21 protein-coding genes are annotated in these 22,951 nt (G+C 60.8%); 12 read left to right on the forward strand and 9 right to left on the reverse strand.

Features of this window, described 5'->3' with window-relative positions; all coding sequences use genetic code 11:
- Nucleotide 1 precedes the first annotated feature (1 nt).
- Together ACSVHP_RS12245 and ACSVHP_RS12250 are read left to right on the forward strand one after the other, a co-directional pair.
- Entirely contained in the window at nucleotides 2–691 is a 690-nt protein-coding gene (locus ACSVHP_RS12245; protein WP_447552055.1) for a fimbrial biogenesis chaperone, read from the forward strand.
- On the forward strand, nucleotides 691–2,397 hold the full coding sequence (locus ACSVHP_RS12250) for a Wzy polymerase domain-containing protein (RefSeq protein ID WP_447552056.1): 1,707 nt from the start codon (nucleotides 691–693) through the stop codon (nucleotides 2,395–2,397). Before ACSVHP_RS12245 ends, ACSVHP_RS12250 begins: the two co-directional genes overlap by 1 nt.
- Nucleotide 2,398: 1 nt before the next feature.
- Here the strand turns inward: ACSVHP_RS12250 and ACSVHP_RS12255 are convergent, their stop codons facing one another.
- A complete protein-coding gene (locus tag ACSVHP_RS12255) occupies nucleotides 2,399–3,004 on the reverse strand; it encodes a helix-turn-helix domain-containing protein (protein ID WP_447552057.1) in 606 nt (201 codons plus the stop codon).
- Nucleotides 3,005–3,046: 42 nt separating this feature from the next.
- Between ACSVHP_RS12255 and ACSVHP_RS12260 the strand changes: the two genes are divergently transcribed.
- From ACSVHP_RS12260 to ACSVHP_RS12270, 3 genes are all read left to right on the forward strand, one after another.
- Entirely contained in the window at nucleotides 3,047–3,733 is a 687-nt protein-coding gene (locus tag ACSVHP_RS12260; protein WP_447552058.1) for a B3/B4 domain-containing protein, read from the forward strand.
- Nucleotides 3,734–3,743: 10 nt separating this feature from the next.
- Nucleotides 3,744–4,592: a dihydrodipicolinate synthase family protein gene (locus ACSVHP_RS12265; protein ID WP_447552059.1), complete on the forward strand. Its 849-nt coding sequence runs from the start codon at nucleotides 3,744–3,746 to the stop codon at nucleotides 4,590–4,592.
- Nucleotides 4,593–4,723: 131 nt separating this feature from the next.
- The gene (locus ACSVHP_RS12270; RefSeq protein ID WP_447552060.1) at nucleotides 4,724–5,014 is read left to right on the forward strand and encodes a hypothetical protein; all 291 of its coding nucleotides are present in this window, start codon (nucleotides 4,724–4,726) and stop codon (nucleotides 5,012–5,014) included.
- Between the two features lie 48 nt (nucleotides 5,015–5,062).
- On the opposite strand, the gene lsrG is transcribed toward ACSVHP_RS12270, so the two are convergent.
- Genes lsrG through lsrA form a run of 6 tightly spaced genes read right to left on the reverse strand, consistent with a single transcriptional unit; the run spans nucleotide 5,063 to nucleotide 10,748 of the window.
- Nucleotides 5,063–5,356 carry a (4S)-4-hydroxy-5-phosphonooxypentane-2,3-dione isomerase gene (gene lsrG / locus ACSVHP_RS12275; protein ID WP_227441856.1) on the reverse strand — a complete coding sequence of 98 codons (294 nt, stop codon included), beginning with the start codon at nucleotides 5,354–5,356 and terminating at the stop codon, nucleotides 5,063–5,065.
- The gene (lsrF, locus tag ACSVHP_RS12280) at nucleotides 5,353–6,240 is read right to left on the reverse strand and encodes a 3-hydroxy-5-phosphonooxypentane-2,4-dione thiolase (protein ID WP_447552061.1); all 888 of its coding nucleotides are present in this window, start codon (nucleotides 6,238–6,240) and stop codon (nucleotides 5,353–5,355) included. Before lsrF ends, lsrG begins: the two co-directional genes overlap by 4 nt.
- Before the next feature lie 11 nt (nucleotides 6,241–6,251).
- Complete coding sequence (lsrB, locus tag ACSVHP_RS12285) at nucleotides 6,252–7,253, reverse strand: autoinducer 2 ABC transporter substrate-binding protein LsrB (RefSeq protein ID WP_447552062.1); 1,002 nt, start codon at nucleotides 7,251–7,253, stop codon at nucleotides 6,252–6,254.
- 1 nt (nucleotide 7,254) lies between these two features.
- Nucleotides 7,255–8,232: an autoinducer 2 ABC transporter permease LsrD gene (lsrD, locus tag ACSVHP_RS12290; protein WP_447552063.1), complete on the reverse strand. Its 978-nt coding sequence runs from the start codon at nucleotides 8,230–8,232 to the stop codon at nucleotides 7,255–7,257.
- Nucleotides 8,233–9,264 carry an autoinducer 2 ABC transporter permease LsrC gene (lsrC, locus tag ACSVHP_RS12295; RefSeq protein WP_447552064.1) on the reverse strand — a complete coding sequence of 344 codons (1,032 nt, stop codon included), beginning with the start codon at nucleotides 9,262–9,264 and terminating at the stop codon, nucleotides 8,233–8,235. It lies immediately after the preceding gene.
- A complete protein-coding gene (lsrA, locus tag ACSVHP_RS12300; protein ID WP_447552065.1) occupies nucleotides 9,261–10,748 on the reverse strand; it encodes an autoinducer 2 ABC transporter ATP-binding protein LsrA in 1,488 nt (495 codons plus the stop codon). Before lsrA ends, lsrC begins: the two co-directional genes overlap by 4 nt.
- A gap of 215 nt (nucleotides 10,749–10,963) precedes the next feature.
- Here lsrA and lsrR point away from each other — a divergent pair, with 215 nt between their 5' ends.
- The 3 genes from lsrR to ACSVHP_RS12315 all read left to right on the forward strand — a co-directional run bounded on the left by lsrR (nucleotide 10,964) and on the right by ACSVHP_RS12315 (nucleotide 15,770).
- A complete protein-coding gene (lsrR, locus tag ACSVHP_RS12305; RefSeq protein ID WP_234674714.1) occupies nucleotides 10,964–11,935 on the forward strand; it encodes a transcriptional regulator LsrR in 972 nt (323 codons plus the stop codon).
- Nucleotides 11,936–11,968: 33 nt separating this feature from the next.
- Entirely contained in the window at nucleotides 11,969–13,567 is a 1,599-nt protein-coding gene (gene lsrK, locus ACSVHP_RS12310; protein ID WP_447552066.1) for an autoinducer-2 kinase, read from the forward strand.
- A 181-nt stretch (nucleotides 13,568–13,748) separates the two neighbouring features.
- Nucleotides 13,749–15,770, forward strand: coding sequence for an oxidoreductase (locus ACSVHP_RS12315; RefSeq protein ID WP_447552067.1), 2,022 nt, complete (start codon nucleotides 13,749–13,751; stop codon nucleotides 15,768–15,770).
- An 89-nt stretch (nucleotides 15,771–15,859) separates the two neighbouring features.
- Here ACSVHP_RS12315 and rlmG read toward each other — a convergent pair whose 3' ends face one another.
- Nucleotides 15,860–16,996 (reverse strand): 23S rRNA (guanine(1835)-N(2))-methyltransferase RlmG, encoded by a 1,137-nt coding sequence (gene rlmG, locus ACSVHP_RS12320; protein ID WP_447552068.1) that lies wholly within the window; start codon nucleotides 16,994–16,996, stop codon nucleotides 15,860–15,862.
- Nucleotides 16,997–17,080: 84 nt separating this feature from the next.
- Here rlmG and ACSVHP_RS12325 point away from each other — a divergent pair, with 84 nt between their 5' ends.
- The 4 genes from ACSVHP_RS12325 (at nucleotide 17,081) to sstT (ending at nucleotide 21,360) form a co-directional block, all read left to right on the forward strand.
- On the forward strand, nucleotides 17,081–17,584 hold the full coding sequence (locus ACSVHP_RS12325) for a M48 family metallopeptidase (protein WP_234674719.1): 504 nt from the start codon (nucleotides 17,081–17,083) through the stop codon (nucleotides 17,582–17,584).
- A gap of 70 nt (nucleotides 17,585–17,654) precedes the next feature.
- Entirely contained in the window at nucleotides 17,655–18,653 is a 999-nt protein-coding gene (locus ACSVHP_RS12330; protein WP_447552069.1) for a Gfo/Idh/MocA family protein, read from the forward strand.
- 258 nt (nucleotides 18,654–18,911) lie between these two features.
- Nucleotides 18,912–19,877, forward strand: coding sequence for a TerC family protein (locus ACSVHP_RS12335; RefSeq protein WP_447552070.1), 966 nt, complete (start codon nucleotides 18,912–18,914; stop codon nucleotides 19,875–19,877).
- Between the two features lie 241 nt (nucleotides 19,878–20,118).
- Nucleotides 20,119–21,360: a serine/threonine transporter SstT gene (sstT, locus tag ACSVHP_RS12340; protein ID WP_234674722.1), complete on the forward strand. Its 1,242-nt coding sequence runs from the start codon at nucleotides 20,119–20,121 to the stop codon at nucleotides 21,358–21,360.
- Between the two features lie 94 nt (nucleotides 21,361–21,454).
- Here sstT and ACSVHP_RS12345 read toward each other — a convergent pair whose 3' ends face one another.
- A complete protein-coding gene (locus tag ACSVHP_RS12345) occupies nucleotides 21,455–22,942 on the reverse strand; it encodes a UxaA family hydrolase (protein WP_447552071.1) in 1,488 nt (495 codons plus the stop codon).
- Between the last annotated feature and the right edge of the window lie 9 nt (nucleotides 22,943–22,951).

Consider the following 22,951-nt stretch of genomic DNA (forward strand, 5'->3'; position numbering starts at 1 on the left):
CATGAAGCCGATTCACCTTCTCAGGACGTTAAGCGTGCTGGCGGTCTGCTGGGCCTTTTCCGCCCAGGCCGCCATCGTCACCGGCGGCACGCGCTTTGTCTTTTACAGCAACGCCGACAGCCTGACCGTCAACCTGCGCAATACCTCAGCGGCCCCGTATCTGGTACAAACGAAAATCAGCGCCGACGCCAGAACCGCGCCTTTCGTGGCCACGCCGCCGCTGTTTGTGCTTAAGGGCGGCAGGGAAAATATTCTGCGGATTATCTACACCGGCGAGCCGCTGCCCGCCGATCGCGAAAGCCTGTTCTGGCTGACGGTGGCGGGTATTCCCTCCTCCTCAACGTCCACGGATCCCAACCTCGTCGAGATAGCGCTGCGCCAGCGCATGAAGCTGTTCTGGCGTCCCGCCACGCTCAAGGGCAATGCCGACGAGGCGTACAAGCACCTGATCTGGTCGCACAGCGGCGCGCGCGTCACCGTCCACAACCCCACGCCCTGGTACGTCACGCTGATCAACCTGAAGAGCAACGGCCAGGCGATTGACGATCCGGGGATGGTCGCCCCCTTCTCCTCGCGCACGGAAAGCTGGTGTCCGGCGCAGGGTAACTGCGCGCTTCAGTGGCAGACGCTGAACGATTACGGCTCCCTGCTGCCCGTAACCTCCGCGAATGTTTCCGGGGAGCCTCACTGATGCGCAGCCGTATAACGCAGGATGCCGCCTGCTGGGTGATTGGCCTGCTGGCGCTGATTTTCCTGGTCGTGATGCATCTGGCCCTGCCGAACACGGGCGGCAGCGGCGCGGATCTGCCCCAGGCGCTGCTGGTCTGGACCACGCTGCTGGTACTGATTACCGGCGGGGCGTGGATCTTATGCCACCAGCGGCTCCAGCTCACCCATTGCGCCCGCCTGCTGGCGATTGCCGCCGTCCTGCTGACGCTGCCCCTGCTCTGGAGCCAGCACCCGGACTGGCAGCTCGACGCGCTGCCGCGTCTGGCCGGGCTGTGGGCAGGGCTCGGCTTTTATCTGCTGCTCATCAACTGCCATTTCACCGACCGGCAGAAGCAGGTGATGCTGTGGCTCATCGTGACCGCCGCCCTGATCCAGACCGTCTGGAGCCTGACGGGCATGTGGTGCCCCTCTCTGTTACCGGAGGTGGCGCAGAACGCGCTGCGCCTGAATCCCGGCATCGGCGTAGGCGTTTTCCAGCAGCGCAACGTCACCGCCTCGTTTATTGCCACCGGCGCGGCTCTGCTGCTCTGGCTGCTGGCCGACAGCCAGTATCACCTCGCGAACCCCGTTCGGGAACGGCTGCGACAGGGGGCGATCTCTGCCGCGATCGTCGTGCTGTACATGACCCTGACGCTTATCGCCTCGCGTACCGGCTGGCTGGGCGGGCTGTTGATCTGGCTGTGGTTCACGGTGGTGTACTGGCGCAAAGAGAGCAGCGAGGAGATTTCCTCGCGCGGATGGGTACGGCTGGCGCCCGCGCTGGGGATCGGCCTCGGCGCGCTGCTGCTAAAAAGCGGGCTGCTTGAGGCGCTCAATGCGCACGACACCTCCACCGCCGATCGCATTTTTATCCTGCAACAGACCTGGCAGATGATTAAGGAGCACCCGCTGACGGGCTGGGGCTACGGCGGATTCACCTGGTCATTTGCCCATTTCCTGGCAGACCGTCCCGTTCCGCTCTCTCGCGGCATGAATGCCCTGACGCATCCGCATAACGAGCTGCTGTTCTGGTGGGTTGAGGGGGGAATTGTCGCCCTGGCGGGTACTGTGCTGGCGATGATAGCGGGCGGCGTGCTCCTGCTGCGCCAGCCGCGGCGCTACACGCTGGCGGTGCTGGGCTGTCTGCTGCCGGTGCTTCTGCACACCCAGCTGGAATATCCGCTTTACCAGTCGCCCGTTCACTGGCTGCTGGTGATGCTGCTGCTGAGTTTTGCCGATACGCCCGCTGCCGACCCCTCGGCGTCGCGCAGCGTGTTCAAAACGTCGCGCTTCAGGCTGCTCCCGACCCTGATGGCGGCGCTGGCCTGCTCCGGCGCGCTGCTGGTGGCGGTGACCTTCTGGCAGGGGCGTTACCTGACGAAATTTCAGGCCTCACCGGAAGGCTATGCCAGCCGGGTACTGACGCTGACCGAAACGGGCATTGGCACCGAACGTCTGCGAAAAGACCAGGCGCTGAGCTATATCGTGCGCTATCAGAAAAGCGGCAACGTGGAAGATCTCCAGCAGTTCAGCACCCTGGCAAGGCGCTGGCTCACCACCTGGACCGATGCGGATATCTATCACAATCTGATCAACATCGAGCACTATCTCGGCAACGAGAAGCTGGCGCTACAGGTTGCTGACGAGGCCCACCGGCTCTATCCCGAGGATCCTCGCTTCGTGCTCTGAGCTATGAACGGCTCAGCTCCGCCACGGTCATGGTGAAGGCAAGCAGGGTATCGCCTTCGTTGGCGTAGCGGTGCGCGGCTTCGGTTTTCGCCACCGCCGACGCCCCCGCAGGGATGCGGGTCACTTCGTCATCAACCGTCAGGGTTAACTCTCCGGCTTCAACGTGCAGCAGCTCGAAGGTCACGCTCGGATGGCCGGGCGACGAGAAGCTCTCGCCGGGCTGCATTTCCCATTTCCACAGCTCGACCATATCCGGGCCAGCGGTTCCGGCCAGCAGCCTCGCGCTGCCGCCCTTCGCCCCCTGCCACAGCACCGGGATCGCCTCTTTCGCAATCAGATGCACCGACGGCTCGCTGGAAACGTTGACGATATCCGCCACCGACACGCCCAGCGCGACGGCCAGCTTGCACAGAATGGCGATACTCGGGTTGGCCGCGCCCTTTTCGATCTCCACCAGCATCCCTTTGCTGACGCTGGCGCGGCGCGACAGCTCGTCCAGCGACAGCTTTTTCTCTTTGCGCCAGTTGCGAATACGGTTTGCCACCGCCAGGCTTACTTGGGCGATATCGGCCCCCTGCGTGGTCATTATATTGACTTTATCAGTCATTGGTCACTACCATGATATAAAACAGTCGATACAGGATTATTTATGTCTCTCGTTACGCCGTCAATAGACCCGCGTCTTGCCGGGATCGCCCCTGGCTTCCGGGCGCTGAGCATTCTGGTTGAAGCCGCGCCGATTACCCACCCGGAGGTGGCTCCCGCCGCCCTGGCCCACGCCTGCCAGCAGGTGCTGAATGACGACCTGCCCTGGGCGCAGGCGCATCTCGACGCCTGGGACGAGGTGTTTAAAGCCTTTGGCGCGAAGCCCAAACGCACTCCCTGTTCAGCGTCAGCGCTGCGTAAGCGGGTGCTGAAAGACGGCTCGCTGCCGCCGCTCGATCCGGTGGTGGATATCTACAACGCCATCAGCATTCGCTACGCCATTCCGGTCGGCGGCGAAAACCTCGCGGCCTACAGCGGCGCGCCGCGCCTGACGATCGCTGAGGGTAGCGAACCCTTTGATACCGTCAAAGAGGGGCAGCCCGCGGTGGAATATCCCGACGCCGGGGAAGTTATCTGGCGTGACGACATCGGCGTAACCTGCCGTCGCTGGAACTGGCGGCAGGGGGTGCGCACCCGGCTGGACAGCCAGGCGCAGCGCATGTGGTTTATTCTTGAAAGCCTGCCCGCCATGCCGCTCGACGCGCTGGAAGAGGCGGGTAAAGAGCTGGTGGACAACCTGCAAAAGCTGATGCCAGGCGCCACGGCGCAGGTTCAGCTACTCACACTCTGAGGAGCAAACAATGTTTCACGGGTTAAGCGCGTTTCCGCTAACGCCGCTCAAGGACGGCCGGTTTGATGACCAACGGTTTTCGCAGATGCTGGCGCCGCTGGTTGACGCGGGCGTGGATTCGCTGGGGATCCTCGGGTCAACCGGCAGCTACGCCTACCTCACCGTTGAGGAGCGGGCGCACATTACCCACCGCGCGGTGGCGCAGGCCGGAAATACTCCGGTGATGGTCAGCATCGGCGCGCTTCGCCAGGATGACATTTTCCGCCTGGCGCATGACGCCCAGGCCGCAGGCGCGCGCGGCGTGCTGATGGCGCCCGTGTCCTATCAGCGGCTGACGGAAGAGGAAGTCTACTCCCTGTATGAAACGGTCTCCCGGCAGCTCTCCGTCCCGCTGTGCGTCTACGATAATCCGGCCACCACCGGGTTTACCTTCAGCGAAGAGCTGATGGTTGCCGTCGCGGCGCTGCCTCAGGTCGGCTCGGTAAAGTTTGGCCGTATCCCGCAGGATGTGGCGGCGCTGCGCGCGCGTCTGCCGCAAACGGTCACTATGGGGATCAGCGGCGACTGGCAGGCGGCATCTGCACTACAGCAGGGTTTTGACGTCTGGTATTCGGTCGTTGCCGGACTGTTCCCGCAGGCGGCGCTGGCTATCGTGCGCGCCACCGATACCGCGCCGTCAGACAGGCTCGAACCGCTGTGGGCGCTGTTTCGCCAGTACGGGAGCCTGCGGGTGATGGCCGCCGCAGCAGAGCTAATGGGGAAAGCTGCCGCGCCCGCGCTGCCGTTCCCGTTACGGGCGCTGCACGGAGAGGCGCGAGAAACGCTGGCCGCCGTGCTTGAGCGTCTGCAACTGGCCTGAATGCAAGCGCGGCGCAGACCGTTTTTATCCATTTTCACACTGAATTATATTGACCAAATATAGTTAGCCTGATAATTATTATGCGGGGATAGGATTTTCCTCATAATGGATTAACACAGGAGTGTGACCTCATGGATGCTAAAAAACTTTGCGCCGCGTTCGCGGTATTTGCCCTTTCCACTTCAGTTTGTCTGGCCGCAGGCCATAGCGGGAAAATCCGCTTTATCGGCCAGGTCGTCGAAGGCGGATGCTGGAACGTGACGGGTACGCACAACGTCACCTGCCAGCACAACAACGCCACCACCCATTATCAGCTGACCAGCAACAGCCAGTCGACGCTCGATGCGAGCAACGCCACGGTGATTACCCGCGCGGTTGCCCGCGACGCGTCCCTTGAGCTGATGCAAATCACCTACCACTAACGCTCTGCCCCGGCTGCCCGGCAGGTATCACGCCGCCGGGCAGATCGGTTATTCCGGCAACAATCCGACAAAACAGCGCTTTTTGCGCGGCTCCGACATCAACGCTTCCAGCTTATCCACGCACGCCAGATAGTGCGGCGTTTGCTTATGCGCCAGCACCGCCTCTTCATCCTTATAGGCTTCGTAGATAAAGAAGCGGGTCTTCACCCTCGGGTCCTGCAATACGTCAAAACGCAAATTTCCCGGCTCCCGGATCGCCCCCTCGTGGTTGGCGCGAAACACCTCCAGAAACTCGTCTACCCGCTCGGGTTTGATGTTGATCTCCACTAACGTCACGTTCATTTTGCCTCTCCCTGTTTCTCTTCCTGCCAGAACTGGAACGCGTCGCGCGCGCTCATGTTCTCGTGAACCACTTTTTTCACCGACTTGAGCATCGCCAGCGGCGCGCTGGACTGGAAGATGTTGCGCCCCATGTCCACGCCGGATGCCCCCTGATCGATAGCCCGCCAGCACATCTCCAGCGCCTCCTGCTCCGGCAGCTTTTTACCGCCCGCGATGACAATCGGCACCGGGCAGCTGGCGGTCACTTTTTCAAAGCCCTCTTCCACGTAGTAAGTTTTGACAACCTGCGCCCCCATTTCGGCGGCGATACGGCTGGCGAGCGAGAAGTAGCGCGCGTCGCGGGCCATCTCTTTACCCACGCCCGTCACCGCCAGCGTCGGCATACCGTAGCGCGCCCCCGCGTCCACCAGCTTAATAATGTTGTTGATCGACTGATGCTCAAACTCGCTGCCAATATAGACCTGCGCCGCCACCGCGCAGACGTTCAGGCGCAGGGCATCCTCCATCGCCACCGCCACGCACTCGTTGGAAAGCTCGCCCAGAATCGAGTTCCCGCCGGATGCGCGAAGCACCACGGGTTTATTGGTCGCAGGCGGCACCTGGCTGCGTAAAATTCCGCGCGTACACATCAGCACGTCGGTTTCGCCAAACAGCGGCGCGATAGAGAGATCGATACGCTCAAGCCCGGTGGTCGGCCCCTGAAAATAGCCGTGGTCAAAGGCCAGCATCACCGTGCGGTTGCTGTGCGGACTGAAGATGCGCGCCAGCCGGGACTGCATCCCCCAGTCCAGCGCCCCGCACCCCTTCAGGGTGAAGGGCACATTCTGCTGCGGTGTCCCGATACCGAAATCCTTGCCGTCTTTGATGTCGTCTAAATCAGCCATGTGCTCCCCCGTCAGAAATCGTATTTGTTGATGTTCTCTTTGGTGAATATCACGCGCTCCGGCAGCAGCACGATGCCGTTGCCCTTCGCCTCATACTGGTAGCCCTGCACGCTGTTCGGCTCGACCTTCAGCGTCCCGATATCTTTCACGTCCACGCTGTCGCCCACGTTAAGATCGCCTTTTTTCAGCAAACGATCGGCGACGTTGACCGCAATTTTGCCCTGCTGCACCACGTCCCACAGGCCGAAGGCTTTAACCGTGCCGCGCTCCACGTACGGGCGCATGACGTTCGGGGTGCTGAACCCGACGATCGCCACCCCGTCACGCTTGAGGTTTTCCGCCGCCTGCGCCGCCGCTGGCAGGGCGTTGGCGTCCGGGGCGATAATCGCGTCCAGATCCGGATAGGCTTTTAAGATCCCCTCGGCGGTTTGCAGGGATTTGGTGGCGTCGTTATAGCCAAACTGGGTGGTGACGACCTGCCACTGAGGATGGTCTTTCGCGATGTTGGCCTTCGCCTCTTTCACCCACTGGTTCTGGTCGGTGACGGTCGGGCTTGAGTAGAAGAACGCCACTTTGGCATTCGGTTTAGTGACCTGCTTGCCCGCCATCTCCACCAGCAGGCCGCCGAGCTGCTGCGGCGTGCCCTGGTTAATGTAGATGCTGCGGCACTCCGGTTTGGTGTCGGAGTCCCAGGTCAGCACCTTCACGCCGCGCTGCATCGCGCGCTTGAGCGCCGGGCAGAGGCCGTCCGGCGACACGGCGGAGACAATAATGGCGTTATAGCCCTGGTTGACGAAGTTGTTGATGAGCTGCACCTGGCCGGACACGCTCGGCTCGGTCGGGCCGTCGTAGGTCACGTCCACGCCGAGATCTTTCCCCGCCTCTTTCGCCCCGTTGCCGCCGCTGGTAAAGAACCCCACGCCGACCAGCTTCGGGATAAAGGCGATGCGGTCTGCCGCCTGCGCCGACGCAACGCTGAGAGCCATCGCCAGCACGATCAGTTTTGTTTTCATCTTACGCTCCGGATAGTTTTCTAAAGAGAGATCGCACCCATTCACGGTGCAGACTCAGCGAACGTCCCATCACCACCACAACCAGCAGCGCCCCTGACAGCGCGCTCGACACCTGGTTGGGGATGCCGACCATCTGTAAACCCTGTTGCAGATACCCCACCAGCAGCGCCGCCAGTGCCGTCCCCACAACCGAACCTGAACCGCCATAAATATTCGCCCCCCCGAGCACCGCGGCGGTAAGCGCGGGCATCAGCAGATCGCGCCCTAAATCCGAACGCGCAGAGCCGAAATAGGAGACCATCACCAGCGCGGCAATCGCCGAGGCCACGCCCACCAGGCCGTACAGCGCGTAGGGCATCCCGTTCACCGACAGCGCCGCATAGCGCGCCGCGCGCGGGTTTTGCCCTATCAGGAACAGGTGGCGTCCGAAGCGCCCGCGATGGGTGATCAGCCAGAAGAACAGCGTGATAAAGGCGAACAGCACCAGCGGGATCGGCAGCCCTAAAACGGTAAGGTTGGCGAACGCGGTAAAGCTATCCGGGAAGCCGCCGATCCCCTCGTAGCCCGTCGCCCCCGCCATGCCGGAGAGCAGCAGCGCCCCGCCGCCGTACAGGTACAGCGTACCGAGAGTGATCACCAGCGGGCTGATCCCGGTGTAGTGGATAAGCAATGCGTTAACCAGCCCGCACAGCAGGCCAAGCAGCAGCGTGAGCGGAATCGCCACCGCCATCGGCCAGCCCGCCTGCATCATCACCCCCAGCGCGATGGCGCACAGGCCGATGGTGGAGCCGAGCGAAATGTCGATCCCGCCGCTAATAATCACCAGCGTCAGCGGCAGGGCCACAATGCCGATGCAGATAAAATCGCTGGTGCTGAACAGCAGCATGTTCACGTCGAGCATGCGCGGGTTGATGGCCCCAAACAGGAGGATTTCGAGCACCAGCAACATCAGCAGCGCGCTTTCCCAGTTAAGCTTCATTTACGCCACCTCTTTTTTGCGTTTTGGAAACGGGGTGACGTGCTTTCCCCCTCTGTTACCCGGCTGGAAGCGGCTGTACTTCAGCGCCCGCTGCTGACGCGCCAGCGCCTGACGCAGGCGACCGTCGAGCACCAAAACGCCCAGCAGCACCAGCCCGGCGATAAAGTCGTTCCACCAGGCCGGGAGCTTAAACAGCACCAGCACGGTGTCGATCTGGGTCAGGAAAAACGCCCCGAGGAACGCGCCGACCAGCGTCCCGGTGCCGCCCAGCAGCGAAATGCCCCCCAGCACGCAGGCGGCGATGGCCTTCATCTCCAGCCCGCTGCCGGTCTGGTTCGGCACAAAGCCAATCTGCGAGGAGAAGACGATCCCGGCGCAGGCCGCCAGCATCCCGTTGAGCGTAAAGGCGATCATCCGGGTACGGTTCACCGCCACGCCAAGCTGGCGCGCGGCGGCGAGGTTATCCCCCACCGCGTAAAAATCACGGCCAGGCAGGGTGCGCGAGAAGATCCACGCCCCGGCCGCCGCCAGCAGAAGCACGCCGTAGCCGATGGGCGAGATCCCAAGTGCGACTGGCTCTGACAGAGACTTGAGGCTCGACGGCAGCCCTTCGATCCACTTGCCGCCCGTCCACAGCAGCATCGCGCCGCGGTAGAGCCCGAGCGTGCCGAGCGTGGCGACAATCGCCGGAATGCGCAGCCCGACCACCAGAAAACCGTTAAACGCCCCGGCCAGCGCGCCGATCAGCAGCGCAAAAAGGATCGCCACGGGCAGGCTGTAGCCGCCGTTCAGGGCCACCCCCACGGCGATCGCGCACAGCCCCACCGTCGATCCCACGGACACGTCGATGTTGCGGGTCAACATCACCATCGCCGCCCCCAGCGCCAGCAGGATCAGGATCTGCGAGCTGGCGAAGATCATCCCCAGCGTCTGAAAGCTGAGATAGGCCGGATTAAGCGCCACCAGCACGACAAACAGCGCGAGGATCGCCAGCAGCGCGCTCAGCTCGCGGTTCTTCAGTAACGTCTTCATGATTGTCCTCCGAAGGCCAGCGACATCATTTTGTCGAGGCTGACGGCGTGGCGCGGCAGCTCGCCGCTGAGCATTCCCTGATGCATCACCAGCACGCGGTCGGCAAGGCCGGGAAATTCGTCGAGATCGCTTGAGATCATCAGCACCGCCACGTTTTGCGCCGCCACGCTTTTGATAAGCTGATAAATATCCGCCCGCGCCGAGACATCCACCCCGCGCGTGGGTTCGTCCACGATCAGCAGCAGCGGGTTGGCCTCCAGACAGCGCGCCAGCAGCACCTTTTGCTGGTTGCCGCCCGAGAGCGTGCGCACGGGCTGATCGGCATGGTTAAGCTTGATCCCGAGCGCCCGGTGATAGCGTTCCACCACCGCCGCCTCGCGCTTGCGCTGCTGCCAGAGCGACGGCTCGTTCAGCGCCACGGTGTTCCAGCGAACGGGCGCATCCAGGAACAAGCCGGAAACCTGACGATCCTCCGGCAGATAGACCAGCCCTTTCTCCAGCCGCGAGGCTACCGTTTCGCCGCCGATATCCTGATTTTCCAGCCAGACGCGCCCGCCGCGCACGGGGCGCAGGCCGTAGAGGGTTTCGGCAAACTCGGTGCGCCCGGATCCCACCAGCCCGGCCAGACCGACGATCTCCCCGGCGTAGATCTCCATGCTGAGATCGATAAACCCCTCCCCGGTGAGCGACTCCACGCGCAGCACCGGAAAATCCTGCGCCTGGGTGCGTCGGTTGCCCGGCAGCGCCAGCCACAGCTTTTGCGTATCGCTCAGATCGGTATCGCGACCGACCGGAGTCATCGCCGCGATCAGCGCGCTGTCGTCGTACTGCGCGGTTTCACCGCTGAGCACCACCGCCCCGTCGCGCATCACCGAAACGTGGCTGGCGAGCTGGCGGATCTCCGGCAGCTTGTGCGAGATAAACACAACGCCGACCCCGAGCGCCTGAAGCGCACGGATCTGGCGAAACAGCCGTTCGGTTTCCCCCGGCGTGAGCGAGGCCGTAGGCTCGTCCAGAATGAGGATCGTCGCGTTGCGCATCAGGCCGCGCAGGATCTCCACCATCTGCTGATCCGCCACCTCAAGGGTGCTGGCGGTGGCGTCCAGGTTAAGCTGGCACTGAAGCTGCTGAAGCTTTTCCGCCAGACGCTTATGCACTCCGCTTTCCCGCGGCAGGCGGAAAAGGATGTTTTCGCGCACCGTCAGATTCGGAAACAGCATCGGCTCCTGCGGCACCAGGTAGATGCCGAGCCTGTGCGCCTGCCCCGGCGTGAGCCGAGCAAAGGGCTGGCCGTTTACCGAAAGTTCACCGCCGTCCGGGGTCTCTACGCCCGCGATGATTTTCATCAGCGTCGATTTCCCCGCGCCGTTACCGCCCATCAGCGCGTGAACCTGACCGGCAAGCAGCGTGAAATCAATGCCTTTTAATACCGGCACACCGGAGAACTGCTTGCTGATATCACGTGCTTCGATCAGTGGGGTCATCATCGCTCCGCTATTGAACAAATGATTTTTAGATTTAATAATGTTCAAAAGCGTAGACGGTGAACTATATTTACAACCGTGCAGGGATCACAGTTTTATCGATTCAGATCCATTTAAACCTGAAACCATCTTAAAGATCCGTTTTGCCGCGTGGCTCACATTTTCAACCCGCGCCATCACGAACATATGATCTAAATTTTTATAAGAGTTCAAATATGGGCGAGAAACGCATTACTGAAGAGAGTCGGTTTGCAGGGCTGGCACTGGCGGAAGAGGAGCTGGTGGCGCGCGTCGCCTGGTGTTACTACCACGACGGGCTGACCCAGAACGACATTGGCGAGCGGCTTGGCCTGCCACGACTGAAGATTTCGCGCCTGCTGGAAAAGGGGCGGCAGTCGGGGGTGATCCGCGTGCAGATCAACTCCCGCTACGAGGGCTGTCTGGCGCTGGAAACCGAGCTACAGCAGCGCTTCGGGCTGAAGCTGGTGCGGGTGATGCCCGCGCTTAACACGCCGCCGATGAACGTGCGTTTAGGCATTGGCGCTGCCCAGTCGTTAATGGGCGTACTGGAACCCGGACAGCTGCTGGCGGTGGGATTTGGTGAAACCACCATGAGCTGTCTTCAGCACTTAAGCGGATTTATCAGCTCTCAGCAGATCCGCATGGTGACGCTCTCCGGCGGCGTGGGGCCGTATATGACCGGGATAGGCCAGCTGGACGCCGCCTGTAGCGTCAGCATGATCCCCGCCCCGCTTCGCGTGTCATCCGCCGAGGTGGCGGGAATATTAAAGCGTGAAACCAGCGTGCGGGACGTGATCCTCGCCGCTACCGCCGCCGACGTGGCCGTTGTGGGGATTGGCGCGCTGAACCAGCGTCGGGACGCGACGATACTACGCTCCGGCTATATCAGCGAAGGTGAACAGCTGATGTACGCCCGCAAGGGGGCCGTGGCCGATATCCTCGGCTATTTCCTCAACGCTGAAGGCGAGTGCGTGGAGGAGCTGGAGATCCACAAAGAGTTACTTGGCGTCACCCTCGATGAGCTGGCGCAGCTGCCGACCATCGTTGGCGTGGCCGGCGGTGAAGAGAAAGCCGATGCGATTTACGCCGCACTGAAAGGTCGCCGTATCAATGGCCTGGTGACGGAAGAGAACACAGCCCGCGCGGTGCTCGCTCTGGCAACATAAGAGCCAGCCCTGCGCTAACAACGAGGCAAACTCATGGGTTACCTTTTAGCGTTAGATGCAGGGACAGGCAGCGTTCGCGCCGTCATTTTCGATTTGCAGGGCAATCAGGTGGCCGTCGGCCAGGCCGAGTGGAAACACCTTAGCGTAGAGAACGTGCCGGGATCGATGGAGTTTGACCTCGATACCAACTGGCGGCTGGCCTGCCAGTGCATCCATCAGGCGCTGGAGCGCGCGCGCCTGAGCGCGGCGGATATCCAGTCCGTCGCCTGCTGCTCCATGCGCGAAGGCATTGTGCTTTACGACCGCGACGGCGAGGCTATCTGGGCGTGTGCGAACGTCGACGCCCGCGCCAGCCGCGAGGTGGCCGAACTCAAAGAGATCCACGACTACCGCTTTGAATCCGAAGTCTATGACGTATCCGGCCAGACGCTGGCCCTGAGCGCCATGCCGCGCCTGCTGTGGCTGGCGCACCATCGCCCGGATATCTACCGCAAGGCCGCCACCATCACCATGATCAGCGACTGGCTGGCGGCGAAGCTCTCCGGCGAGCTGGCGGTTGACCCGTCGAACGCGGGCACCACCGGCATGCTCGATCTGTTTTCCCGCGACTGGCGTCCGGCGCTGCTGGACATGGCCGGGCTGCGCGCCGATATCCTTTCACCCGTCAAAGAAACCGGCACCGTGCTCGGTGCGATCACCCGCGCGGCGGCGGCGCAGAGCGGCCTGCGCGAAGGCACGCCGGTGGTGATGGGCGGCGGCGACGTGCAGCTGGGCTGTCTTGGGCTCGGCGTGGTGCGCCCCGCACAAACGGCGGTACTGGGCGGCACCTTCTGGCAGCAGGTGGTCAACCTGCCGCAGGTCAGAACCGATCCTGAAATGAACATCCGCGTGAACCCGCACGTCATTCCCGGCATGGCGCAGGCGGAATCCATCAGCTTCTTTACCGGGCTGACGATGCGCTGGTTCCGCGACGCCTTTTGTGCGGAAGAAAAGCTCATTGCCGAGCGCATGGGCATGGATACCTACTCGCTGCTCGAAGAGATGGCGAGCCGCGTCCCGCCCGGCTCACACGGGGTGATGCCGATTTTTTCCGACGCGATGCACTTCAGCCAGTGGTATCACGCCTCGCCGTCGTTTATTAACCTCTCCATCGACCCGGAAAAGTGCAACAAAGCGACGCTGTTCCGGGCGCTGGAAGAGAACGCGGCGATTGTCTCCGCCTGCAACCTGGCGCAGATCTCGCGTTTCTCCGGCGTGACCTTCGACAGCCTGGTGTTCGCGGGCGGCGGCGCGAAAGGGGCGCTGTGGAGCCAGATTTTAAGCGACGTCACCGGGCTGCCGGTGCGCGTACCGGAGGTCAAAGAGGCCACGGCGCTGGGCTGCGCGATTGCGGCCGGAGCAGGCGCAGGGCTGTTTGCGGACATGGCCGCGACGGGCGAAAAGCTGGTGAGATGGAGCCGGGAGTTCACGCCAAACCCCGAGCATCGGGAGCTGTACGACGGCATGATGCACAAATGGCAGGCGGTCTACGCCGACCAGCTTGGGCTGGTGGACAGCGGGCTCACCACGTCAATGTGGCAGGCGCCGGGGCTGGTAAAAACCCACACCCCTCACCCTGCCCCTCTCCCCTAAGGGGAGAGGGAATTGCTTTGTGCGGCCTTTCACCCTCTCCCTTTTGGGGAGAGGGCCGGGGTGAGGGGCATTATTTGAATCCCATCACAATCACCGCATTCCCCTTTTCCCTTTTACTTTCCACTGGCTAAATTAGTAACTCATCCGACCACATAACAATAATTTTACATTGGAAGAGACTATGAGCCGCTACCCGTCGTTATTCGCCCCCCTCGATCTGGGATTCACAACGCTCAAAAACCGCGTGTTGATGGGCTCGATGCACACCGGTCTGGAGGAGCATCCGGACGGCGCGGAACGTCTGGCGGCCTTTTACGCCGAACGCGCACGTCACGGCGTAGCGCTGATTGTTACCGGCGGCGTTGCCCCTGCCCCGTCCGGCGTGGGTATGGAAGGCGGCGCGGTGCTAAACGATGCGTCGCAGCTGGCCCATCACCGGATCGTGACCGATGCGGTTCACAAAGAGGGCGGCAAAATCGCCCTGCAAATTCTGCACACCGGGCGCTACAGCTATCAGCCAAACCTGGTGGCCCCCTCTGCCATTCAGGCGCCGATCAACCGCTTCAAACCCCACGCCCTAAGCCACGACGAGATCCTGATCCTCATTGACGACTTCGCCCGCTGCGCCGCGCTAGCACGGGAAGCGGGCTACGACGGCGTGGAGGTCATGGGCTCTGAAGGCTATCTGATTAACGAATTTCTCGCCGCCCGCACTAACCAGCGCGACGACGAATGGGGCGGCGACTACGCTCGCCGGATGCGCTTTGCCGTTGAGGTGGTACGCGCCGTGCGCGAACGGGCGGGCGCGGATTTTATTATCGTTTTCCGCCTGTCGATGCTCGATCTGGTGGAGGGCGGCGGCACCTTCGATGAGACCGTGCAGCTGGCGCAGGCCATCGAAGCGGCGGGTGCGACTATCATCAACACCGGGATTGGCTGGCACGAGGCGCGTATTCCGACCATCGCCACCCCGGTGCCGCGCGCGGCCTTTAGCTGGGTGACGCGCAGGCTGAAGGGCCACGTGTCTGTCCCGCTGATCACCACCAACCGCATTAACGATCCGCAGGTGGCGGACGATGTGATCTCGCGCGGCGACGCCGATATGGTGTCGATGGCGCGGCCGTTCCTCGCCGATGCGGAGCTGCTGTCAAAAGCCGAAAGCGGGCGCGCGGATGAGATCAACACCTGTATCGGCTGTAACCAGGCCTGTCTGGATCAGATCTTCGTCGGCAAAGTCACCTCCTGCCTGGTCAACCCGCGCGCCTGTCATGAAACCAAAATGCCGATCGTCCCGGCTGTCCGCAAAAAGCGTCTGGCAGTGGTCGGCGCTGGCCCGGCCGGGCTGGCGTTTGCGGTTAATGCGGCGGGCCGCGGGCATAGCGTGACGCTGTTCGATGCGAGCGCGGAGATCGGCGGGCAGTTTAATATCGCCAAACAGATCCCCGGCAAAGAGGAGTTTTACGAAACCCTGCGCTACTACCGCCGGATGCTGACCCTGACGGGTGTGGATCTGCGGCTTAATCAGTTCGTGAGTGCGGGCGATCTTGTGGATTTCGACGAGGTGATCCTGGCGAGCGGGATCGCCCCGCGCACTCCGGCGATCGCGGGTATCGATCATCCGAAGGTGTTGAGCTATCTCGACGTGCTGCGCGACAAAGTGCCGGTCGGCGAAAAGGTAGCGATTATCGGCTGTGGCGGGATCGGCTTTGATACCGCGATGTACCTAAGCCAGCCGGGAGAAGCCACCAGCCAGAACATCGCCGAGTTTTGCGTGGAATGGGGCATCGACACCAGCCTGAACCAGTCCGGCGGCCTGCGTCCGGAAGGGCCACAGCTGCCGAAAAGCCCGCGTCAGATCGTGATGCTGCAACGTAAAGCGAGCAAGCCGGGGGAAGGCCTGGGGAAAACCACGGGCTGGATCCACCGCGCCACTCTGCTTTCGCGCGGGGTGAAGATGATCCCTGCGGTGAGCTATCAGAAGATCGACGACGAAGGCCTGCACGTTACGATCGGCGGCGAACCGCAGCTGTTAGCCGTGGATCATGTGATTTTGTGTGCCGGTCAGGAGCCGAAACGGGATCTGGCGGATCCGCTGCGCGAGGCGGGGAAAACGGTGCATTTGATCGGCGGGTGCGACGTGGCGATGGAGCTGGATGCAAGACGCGCGATTGCGCAGGGGACGAAACTGGCTCTGGCGATCTAACGGCAACCTGGTTGCCGTTTTTCGTGTTTACCCCCTCTCCCTATGGGAGAGGGTTGGGGTGAGGGCATCAGGCCGCACCGCTCTCAATCTCAACGACGACGACCCAGCTTCACCGCCTTCAGCACCACAAACTTATTGTTGGTCGCCACGGTCACGCAGTTGCCGAAAATTTTCTTCAGCTTGTGGAAATAGTCCAGGTGACGGTTCGCCACGATGTACAGCTCGCCGTTGATTTTCAGGCAGCGGCGCGCGTGGTGGAACATCTCCCAGGCGACGTTATCGGTCAGGGCGTGCTTCTGGTGGAACGGCGGGTTGCAGAACACCGCGTTGAAGCGGAACGGCTCTACGCCCGACAGCGCGTTGTTGATCATAAACTCGCAGCGATCGAGCGCCTCCGGCATATTCACTTCGACGTTCATCCGGCTCGATGCGACCGCCATCGGCGATTCGTCGCTGAACACCACGCTGGCTTCCGGGTTCTTCGCCAGCAGGGTCAGGCCAATTACGCCGTTACCGCAGCCCAGATCGACAATCTCCCCTTCCAGATTTTCCGGCAGGTGTTCCATAAAGAAACGCGCGCCGATATCCAGACCGGTACGCGAGAAGACGTTCGCGTGGTTATGGATGGTCCAGTCGGTGCCTTCCAGCTTCCAGCTCAGTGTTTCCGGCGCATCCGCCAGCTCAGGGGCGCTGAAGGTACAGTTAATCAGACGCGCTTTTTTCCACGCCAGGGTCGTGGTGGTCGGGCCGAGCACTTTTTCGAACAGCTCCAGCGTGGAGGTATGGATATCACGCACCTTCGCACCGGCGATAATCCGCGTGTCTGGCGTCACCACTTTACGCAGCGCGCGCAGCTGCTGCTCCAGCAGCGCCATGGTTTTTGGCACTTTGATCAGCACCACGCCTGGCGACTGCGGATACTCCGCCGTGCTGTCGAGGAACTTAACGCTGGACTCGTCGAGCTCGTTATGGCGCAGGTTTTCACGCGTCGCCAGCTCGCTCAGGTAAGAGTCGCCGATGCTGTACGGCGAATGCTCCGCCAGGGCACAGCCCAGCGCGCCGAACGCGTCATTCAGGATCAGAACCGGGCCGCGGATTTCAGTGTCATCCAACTGTTGCAGCAGATATTCATCCGCCGCTTCCCACGCCTGAAGCGGGTTAACGTCGTCCGTTTCCGGGAAACGTTTTAAGTCGAGTGAACGGAAACCGTTGTCTAAGTGGCTCATCGGCCCTCCTGAATGGTAAAATTTGGCGTTATCCCTGAAAAGGGTGCGTGAGTATACCCGTTTTCACACTGATGTGGGCTTTTGATGAACCAACTAACTTATCTCCAGGGCTACCCGGAGCATTTACTTTCACAGGTTCGCACCCTGATCGCCGAGCAACGCCTGGGCGCCGTGCTGGAAAAACGCTATCCGGGCACCCACGATTTCGCCACCGATAAAGCGCTCTGGCAGTATACGCAGGATCTCAAAAGCCGCTATCTGAAGAGCGCCCCGCCGATCAATAAGGTGATGTACGACAACAAAATCCACGTTCTGAAAAACGCGCTCGGGCTGCACACCGCCATCTCCCGCGTGCAGGGCGGCAAGCTGAAAGCCAAAGCCGAAATTCGCGTGGCGACCGTGTTCCGCAACGCGCCGGAAGCCTTTCTGCGGATGATCGTGGTGCATGAACTCGCGCACCTGAAAGAGAAAGACCACGACAAAGCCTTCTACTCCCTGTGCTGCCACATGGAGCCGCAGTACCACCAGCTGGAGTTTGATACCCGGCTATGGCTTACGCATTTATCGTTAAATGGTAATGCGGAATAGCGCACGTGAATTGTCATGATGACGTGCTACAGTGGCTAAAGGTTCCCAGCTACGGAGTACGTAAACGTTTATGATACGTTTCGCAGTCATTGGTACGAACTGGATCACGCGCCAGTTCGTCGACGCCGCCCACGAAACCGGCAAATTCAAACTCACCGCCGTCTATTCCCGCAGCCTTGAGCAGGCGCAGAGCTTCGCGAACGACTATCTGGTGGAGCATCTCTTCACCTCGCTCGACGCGATGGCGCAAAGCGATGATATTGACGCGGTCTATATTGCCAGCCCGAACTCCCTGCACTTCCCGCAAACGAAGCTGTTCCTCAGCCATAAAAAGCATGTGATTTGCGAGAAGCCGCTGGCCTCGAATATTCAGGAAGTGGAAGCCGCCATCGCCCTCGCCCGCGAGAATCAGGTGGTGCTGTTCGAAGCCTTCAAAACCGCCAGCCTGCCGAATTTCCTGCTGTTGCAGCAGTCCCTGCCGAAGATCGGCAAGGTGCGTAAAGCCTTTATCAACTACTGCCAGTACTCGTCGCGCTACCAGCGCTATCTGGACGGCGAAAACCCAAACACCTTTAATCCGGCCTTCTCTAACGGCTCGATCATGGATATCGGCTTTTACTGTCTGGCCTCGGCTGTCGCGCTCTGGGGCGAGCCGCACGGCGTTACCGCGACCGCCAGCCTGCTGGACAGCGGCGTGGACGCGCACGGCCTGGTGGTGCTGGATTACGGTGATTTCAGCGTCACGCTGCAACACTCGAAGGTGAGCGATTCGGTGCTGCCGAGCGAGATCCAGGGTGAAGCGGGTTCACTGGTTATCGAGAAAATCTCCGAGTGCCAGAAAGTCAGCATCGTGCCGCGCGGCGGCAAGGCGCAGGAGCTGACGCAGCCTCAGCATATAAACACTATGCTTTATGAGGCAGAGGTTTTTGCGCGTCTGGTTGAGAGCAATGAAGTCAATCACCCTGGGCTGGCGGTCAGCCGCACCACGGCGAAACTGCAAACGGAGATCCGCCGTCAGACCGGCGTGGTATTCCCGGCAGACGGCGTGAATGAGGAAGCGATCGCGTAAAGCTGTGTAATGAAATTGTGCCCGCCATTGACGAAATGAATGGCCTGACATATTTTGTTACCCGCAAAGGGGAGTAACTTCTTCGCCGGTGGATCGTCATTACGATGCGTGTAAAACCGCATCCGGTCGCCGGGCAACCATCAGCGTTTATGGTTGTAAGTGAGACCTTGCCGGAAGGCGAGGTCTATGCATAAAAAGCTAACGGCTATCGTCTTCTGACCATGGCCGTTTTTGTTTTTTATGTGGAAGGAAAATTTTATGCATTCTGTCGGCACTCCAATGTTGTGGGGCGGATTCGCGGTTGTCGTGCTCATCATGCTCGCGATCGACCTCTTTTTGCAGGGCCGCCGCGGCGAGCATGGTATGACCATGAAGCAAGCCGCCGCGTGGTCGCTGGTCTGGGTTACCCTCTCTCTGCTTTTCTGCGCCGCCTTCTGGTGGTATCTGGCCTCAACCGAAGGCCGCGCGGTGGCCGATCCTCAGGCGCTCGCCTTCCTTACCGGTTATCTGATTGAAAAAGCGCTGGCGGTCGATAACGTCTTCGTCTGGCTGATGCTGTTTAGCTATTTTGCCGTACCTGCCTCCCTGCAACGCCGCGTGCTGGTCTACGGGGTGCTCGGCGCGATTATCCTGCGTACCATCATGATCTTCGCCGGAAGCTGGCTCATCACCCAGTTCGAATGGCTGCTGTACGTCTTCGGCGCGTTCCTGCTGTTCACCGGGATCAAAATGGCGCTGGCGAAAGAGGATGAAACCGGCATTGGCGAAAAACCGCTGGTGAAGTGGATCCGCGGGCATCTGCGCATGACGGATAAAATCGAGAGCGAGCATTTCTTCGTGCGTAAGAACGGCCTGCTGTTCGCCACGCCGCTGCTGCTGGTGCTGATTCTGGTTGAACTGAGCGACGTGATTTTCGCGGTGGACAGTATTCCGGCCATCTTCGCGGTGACCACCGATCCGTTTATCGTGCTGACCTCTAACCTGTTCGCGATCCTCGGCCTGCGCGCCATGTACTTCCTGCTGGCGGGCGCGGCGGAGCGCTTCTCGATGCTGAAGTATGGCCTGTCGGTGATCCTGGTGTTTATCGGTATCAAGATGCTGATTGTCGATTTCTACCATATCCCAATCGCCATTTCGCTCGGCGTGGTGTTTGGCATTCTGATCGTCACGCTGCTGATCAATACCTGGGTTAACCGCCAGCACGATAAGAAGCAGCAGGTTTAGTAAAACGTTCGGTGCGGGCTGATGCCCTCACCCCGGCCCTCTCCCACAGGGAGAGGGTGAACACATTTTTGTAACACAGTAGTTAAAAAACATGATGCAACACGTAAAATCCAGCATTTTACACTTCCCCCCTTCGCCACTTTCCTGAATACTCACACAGGCAAACAAAGATTTACATCCGGAAATAAATGTGACTGAGAGCACATCCAGGATGGAACACAATTTCACTTAGGAATACAGAATGAGCACACAATCGAAGGGGCTCTTTGCGCGTCTGGCGCAGGGGAGTCTGGTAAAACAAATTCTGGTAGGGCTGGTGCTGGGTATTCTGCTGGCGATGGTGTCAAAACCTGCGGCAGAAGCGACCGGGCTGCTCGGCACGCTGTTCGTGGGCGCACTGAAGGCCGTCGCGCCGGTGCTGGTACTGATGCTGGTGATGGCCTCTATTGCCAACCACCAGCACGGACAAAAAACCAATATTCGCCCGATTCTCTTTTTATATCTGCTGGGCACCTTCTCCGCCGCGCTGACCGCCGTTGTGTTCAGCTTCCTGTTCCCTTCTACCCTGCATCTGACCAGCGCGGCAGGCGATATCACTCCGCCGTCCGGCATTATTGAAGTGATGCGCGGCCTGCTTATGAGCATGGTGTCGAACCCGATCACCGCGCTGATGAACGCCAACTACATCGGTATTCTGGTCTGGGCAATTGGTCTGGGCTTCGCGCTGCGCCACGGTAACGAAACCACCAAAAACCTGGTCAACGACATGTCCAACGCCGTGACCTTTATGGTGAAGCTGGTGATTCGCTTCGCGCCGATCGGTATTTTCGGCCTGGTCTCTTCGACTCTGGCAACCACCGGTTTTGAAACCCTGTGGGGCTACGCACAGCTTCTGGTGGTGCTGGTGGGCTGTATGCTGCTGGTGGCGCTGGTGATTAACCCGCTGCTGGTGTTCTGGCAGATCCGTCGCAACCCGTATCCGCTGGTGCTGACCTGCCTGCGTGAAAGCGGCGTGTACGCGTTCTTTACCCGCAGCTCCGCGGCGAATATCCCGGTCAACATGGCGCTGGCTGAGAAGCTGAACCTGGATCGCGATACTTATTCCGTATCCATTCCGCTGGGCGCGACCGTCAATATGGCGGGTGCGGCCATCACCATCACCGTGCTGACGCTGGCGGCGGTGCATACGCTGGGTATTCCGGTGGATCTGCCAACGGCGCTGCTGTTGAGCGTGGTGGCATCGCTGTGCGCCTGTGGCGCTTCCGGCGTGGCGGGTGGTTCACTGCTGCTGATCCCGCTGGCGTGTAACATGTTCGGTATTCCGAATGAGATCGCCATGCAGGTCGTTGCCGTCGGCTTTATCATCGGCGTGTTGCAGGACTCCTGCGAGACCGCCCTGAACTCGTCAACCGACGTGCTGTTCACCGCCGCCGCCTGTCAGGCAGAAGACGCGCGCTTAGCGAAGAATGCTTTGCGAGGTTAACAGCAAAACGGCAACCCTGAGGTTGCCGTTTTTAGTGTTTGTACCCTCTCCCCGTGGGAGAGGGACAGGGTGAAGGCACCAGCCCGCACCCTTTTTACAGCGTCACACCACTCTTAAAGATCGCCAGCTCGCGGAAGTCGTTCTTCTCGTTGCAGGTCGGTTTGCCGTTAGCAAATTCCACAATGGTATCGATAAATTCAGTCAACAGCTGCGGCATGGCTTTGCCGTGGATCAGCTGACCCGCATCGAAATCAATCCAGTGCTTCTTCTTCGCCGCCAGCTCGCTGTTGGTGGCAATTTTCACCGTCGGCACAAAACCACCGTAAGGGGTGCCGCGCCCGGTGCTGAACAGCACCATGTGGCAGCCCGCCCCGGCCAGCGCGCTGGTGGCAACCGCATCGTTACCCGGTGCGCTGAGCAGGTTCAGGCCGTGGGTTTTCAGACGCTCCCCGTAGCGCAGAACGTCCACCACCTGGCTCGCACCCGCTTTCTGGGTACAGCCGAGGGATTTCTCCTCAAGGGTGGTGATCCCGCCCGCCTTGTTGCCCGGCGACGGGTTTTCGTAAATCGGCTGGTTGTGCGCGATAAAGTACTGTTTGAAGTCGTTGACCATCGTGACGGTCTTTTCAAAGGTCTCTTCGTCGCGGCAGTGGCTCATCAGAATACGTTCAGCGCCAAACATCTCCGGCACTTCCGTCAGCACGGTGGTGCCGCCGTTGGCAATCATGTAATCCGAGAAGCGCCCCAGCATCGGGTTCGCCGTGATGCCGGAAAGGCCGTCCGAACCACCGCACTCCAGACCAAACTTCAGCTCGCTCAGCTTGCCCGGCTCGCGTTTGTCGTGGCGCATCACCTCGTACAGCTGGTGAAGCTGCTCGAGCCCCGCTTCCACCTCGTCATCCTGATGCTGGCACACCATAAAGTGCACGCGGTCAGGATCGAAATAACCCAGCGTCTCGCGGAAGGCGTCCACCTGGTTGTTTTCGCAGCCCAGGCCAATCACCAGCACCGCGCCCGCGTTCGGGTGGCGCACCATGTTTTGCAGCATGGTACGGGTGTTAATGTGGTCATCGCCCAGTTGCGAACAGCCGTAGGTATGGCTGAAGAGATGCACGCCATCGGTGCCTTCGGCGTCATTTGTCTCTTTCAGGAAACGCGTCTGGATCTGACGCGCGATGCCGTTCACGCAGCCGACGGTCGGCAGGATCCACAGTTCGTTGCGGATCCCCACGTCGCCGTTGGCGCGGCGGTAGATCTGAACCTCGCGATCTGCCGCCTGCCCGGCTTCGGCCTGAAAATCAGGTTGATAGCTATACTCGTCCAGATCGCTCAGATTGGTGCGGGTATTGTGGGAATGAATATGTTCACCCGGCGCAATATCCGCCAGCGCGTGACCAATCGGCAAACCGTACTTAACGACGTTTTCCCCTTTGGCGATAGGGTACACGGCAAACTTATGCCCGCGTGCAATCGCCTGACGCAGCGTGACGCTTTGGTCTTCCACGGTCACTACTGCGCCTTCGGTCAGATCGGCCAGCGCTACCGCAACGTTATCCAGCGAATGGATTTTGATGTATTGCATATCAACCTC

Source organism: Enterobacter sp. 186315 (genome assembly GCF_053290175.1).

What these genes read in the sequence shown, in the direction of transcription:
- ACSVHP_RS12245 (WP_447552055.1), top strand. Translation starts at nt 2, where the DNA reads ATGAAGCCGATTCACCTTCTCAGGACGTTAAGCGTGCTGGCGGTCTGC.
- ACSVHP_RS12250 (WP_447552056.1), top strand. Translation starts at nt 691, where the DNA reads ATGCGCAGCCGTATAACGCAGGATGCCGCCTGCTGGGTGATTGGCCTG.
- ACSVHP_RS12255 (WP_447552057.1), bottom strand. Translation starts at nt 3,004, where the DNA reads ATGACTGATAAAGTCAATATAATGACCACGCAGGGGGCCGATATCGCC.
- ACSVHP_RS12260 (WP_447552058.1), top strand. Translation starts at nt 3,047, where the DNA reads ATGTCTCTCGTTACGCCGTCAATAGACCCGCGTCTTGCCGGGATCGCC.
- ACSVHP_RS12265 (WP_447552059.1), top strand. Translation starts at nt 3,744, where the DNA reads ATGTTTCACGGGTTAAGCGCGTTTCCGCTAACGCCGCTCAAGGACGGC.
- ACSVHP_RS12270 (WP_447552060.1), top strand. Translation starts at nt 4,724, where the DNA reads ATGGATGCTAAAAAACTTTGCGCCGCGTTCGCGGTATTTGCCCTTTCC.
- lsrG (WP_227441856.1), bottom strand. Translation starts at nt 5,356, where the DNA reads ATGAACGTGACGTTAGTGGAGATCAACATCAAACCCGAGCGGGTAGAC.
- lsrF (WP_447552061.1), bottom strand. Translation starts at nt 6,240, where the DNA reads ATGGCTGATTTAGACGACATCAAAGACGGCAAGGATTTCGGTATCGGG.
- lsrB (WP_447552062.1), bottom strand. Translation starts at nt 7,253, where the DNA reads ATGAAAACAAAACTGATCGTGCTGGCGATGGCTCTCAGCGTTGCGTCG.
- lsrD (WP_447552063.1), bottom strand. Translation starts at nt 8,232, where the DNA reads ATGAAGCTTAACTGGGAAAGCGCGCTGCTGATGTTGCTGGTGCTCGAA.
- lsrC (WP_447552064.1), bottom strand. Translation starts at nt 9,264, where the DNA reads ATGAAGACGTTACTGAAGAACCGCGAGCTGAGCGCGCTGCTGGCGATC.
- lsrA (WP_447552065.1), bottom strand. Translation starts at nt 10,748, where the DNA reads ATGACCCCACTGATCGAAGCACGTGATATCAGCAAGCAGTTCTCCGGT.
- lsrR (WP_234674714.1), top strand. Translation starts at nt 10,964, where the DNA reads ATGGGCGAGAAACGCATTACTGAAGAGAGTCGGTTTGCAGGGCTGGCA.
- lsrK (WP_447552066.1), top strand. Translation starts at nt 11,969, where the DNA reads ATGGGTTACCTTTTAGCGTTAGATGCAGGGACAGGCAGCGTTCGCGCC.
- ACSVHP_RS12315 (WP_447552067.1), top strand. Translation starts at nt 13,749, where the DNA reads ATGAGCCGCTACCCGTCGTTATTCGCCCCCCTCGATCTGGGATTCACA.
- rlmG (WP_447552068.1), bottom strand. Translation starts at nt 16,996, where the DNA reads ATGAGCCACTTAGACAACGGTTTCCGTTCACTCGACTTAAAACGTTTC.
- ACSVHP_RS12325 (WP_234674719.1), top strand. Translation starts at nt 17,081, where the DNA reads ATGAACCAACTAACTTATCTCCAGGGCTACCCGGAGCATTTACTTTCA.
- ACSVHP_RS12330 (WP_447552069.1), top strand. Translation starts at nt 17,655, where the DNA reads ATGATACGTTTCGCAGTCATTGGTACGAACTGGATCACGCGCCAGTTC.
- ACSVHP_RS12335 (WP_447552070.1), top strand. Translation starts at nt 18,912, where the DNA reads ATGCATTCTGTCGGCACTCCAATGTTGTGGGGCGGATTCGCGGTTGTC.
- sstT (WP_234674722.1), top strand. Translation starts at nt 20,119, where the DNA reads ATGAGCACACAATCGAAGGGGCTCTTTGCGCGTCTGGCGCAGGGGAGT.
- ACSVHP_RS12345 (WP_447552071.1), bottom strand. Translation starts at nt 22,942, where the DNA reads ATGCAATACATCAAAATCCATTCGCTGGATAACGTTGCGGTAGCGCTG.